The sequence below is a fragment of the Candidatus Jordarchaeum sp. genome (assembly GCF_052745115.1).
The window spans coordinates 1-1,946 of sequence record NZ_JBRAKS010000514.1; the positions used below are offsets into that span (position 1 = coordinate 1).

General features: G+C 38.1%; 3 protein-coding genes. All 3 read right to left on the reverse strand.

Going from position 1 to position 1,946, the window contains the following annotated elements; translation table 11 throughout:
* Window positions 1-223: 223 nt before the first annotated feature.
* Window positions 224-853: a phosphoribosylglycinamide formyltransferase gene (purN, locus tag ACUVXA_RS20310; RefSeq protein WP_445873115.1), complete on the reverse strand. Its 630-nt coding sequence runs from the start codon at window positions 851-853 to the stop codon at window positions 224-226.
* Window positions 854-967: 114 nt separating this feature from the next.
* Window positions 968-1,381, reverse strand: coding sequence for a hypothetical protein (locus ACUVXA_RS20315; protein ID WP_445873116.1), 414 nt, complete (start codon window positions 1,379-1,381; stop codon window positions 968-970).
* A 222-nt stretch (window positions 1,382-1,603) separates the two neighbouring features.
* Complete coding sequence (locus ACUVXA_RS20320; protein WP_445873117.1) at window positions 1,604-1,747, reverse strand: hypothetical protein; 144 nt, start codon at window positions 1,745-1,747, stop codon at window positions 1,604-1,606.
* Window positions 1,748-1,946 lie beyond the last annotated feature (199 nt).

A 1,946-nucleotide genomic window follows, 5' to 3' on the forward strand; every position in this document is an offset into this window, starting at 1 on the left:
TTTGCGAATCTATCGTCTGGAAGTGTCCTAGATGGGTAAGTTTCGGACAACGGTATTGTTACCTGAAAGCGGCGGGTTACTTTTACAAGCAAAATATTTCACCTTATCCTATTTGAATAATAGGACTATTTAAATATAGTGAAATTCAAAAAAGGCTTTATTTTGATTATTGAAAATTTTTCATGAATTCATGAATAATTAAGGAAAAACTCTCGCAGAATAATCATTTTAATATCTTTACTTTTCTGTTTTCTACTCTTAGTTTTCCTTCCATAAATAGTTTGACAGCTTCTACGTAAATTTTATGCTCTTTTTCTAGAATCCTTTCTGAGAGAGTTTCCTCTGTATCATCGTCATAGACTGGTACGACATCCTGAATTATAATGGGACCATGATCCATTTCTGCATCCACAAAATGGACAGTAGCACCAGTGTACTTAACACCATACTCTAATGCCTGTTTCTGGGCATTCACACCCGGAAACGAGGGTAGTAAAGCGGGGTGGATATTCATAATCCTATTCTTGTATTTCTGAACAAAGTACGGACTGAGCATCAGCATGTAGCCAGCTAGAATCACCAGGTCCACGTTCCTTTTTTCCAGCTCCGCAATAATTTTTTTATCGTACTCGACTCTCTTTTCCTCCTTGTGCTCCTTGTCCCTCCAAAATTCTTGAGGATCAATATAAATTGCTTCTATTCCATGCTCTCTGGCCCTCTGTAGCGCTAAGGCATCCTTACGACTGCTAATAACTACACTAATATTAGCCTTAATGTACCCCGATTCCACTGCGTCAATAATTGCTTGAAGGTTAGTGCCTCTACCAGAAACGAGCACCGCAATATTTCTCATTTAAAACCCCCTAAATTCTGAAAAAAATAGCTTATAAAACTATTTAACGTTTTCTTAAAAATTTCAAGAAAATAAAAATAGAAAATAAAAATTGAATTTATCAAGCCTCGTGTTTTACTTTGCTTTTGCTGCCTTTGCGGGTTTCGCTGGTGCTGCTGGTGCTGGTCCAGGTCTTAGACCAATCAAGGCTAATATTCCACCCAAAATGGCGAGAAGCCCACCGATAACTGCAATCAACATGAATGGCATATTAAAGTTCATTAATTCTATGATTCCGAGGATGACCACTAGGTAAAGGACTGTTTTTAACTTTGCAAGAAGCTTCCTGGCTATAAGCAATAATGCGAGAATAACTATGATAATGGAAGCAATTAGGCTTAAGTACGCCAGCATAACAAAGGTTACATTAATCGAAAACATTGCTAGGATGTTAACTGGTGTTATCAGCATCCAAATAGAGGCAATGATTCCTAGAAGGCCACCGATGAGGGCTAGTGGAATACCAATCTTTAAATATTGCAAGTTCATCTCTTATTTCTCCTTTTATTGTTTTATTACTTGTTTTGAGTAGTCAACTTCACTTTAATCCAGTTTTAAACTTTATCTATGCCTAATTGAGGGTATACGTTAAATGACGTATCTTTAAAATAATGTTAGTTAACCCACTTTCCGCATCCTTTACGAATATTTTTGAGGTTTTTTCGTTTTTCCAATTATTGCTTGTTTTCCTTGCTTGGATTCAAAAACTTTTCAGAAAAATTTGTCCCTGGAGAAGGCTTTCCCCTTGTTTAATCCCCTCTCCCAGTTTTTAACCTGTTGTGGTGGCCGGTTGGAGACCGCGGTTTCCCTCCTATTTTTAACACCACTGTGTAGAAAAATGGGGGCCAGGGACACAGAAGCCGGCACCCTCTGGAGTCAACACACAAAATAAGCCACACTCTTTTGATGGTTTTGCTCAAAAACGCGGAGGCTTCTCCCCCCCACAGGCTTAAATTTTACAAAAATAGAAAAAAATAAATCAAAGGTGCGGAAAGTGGGAGTGTAGAAGTTAGGGACATTTGTCACCCCTTGCTGTTAATTGGTAGGATGTCCT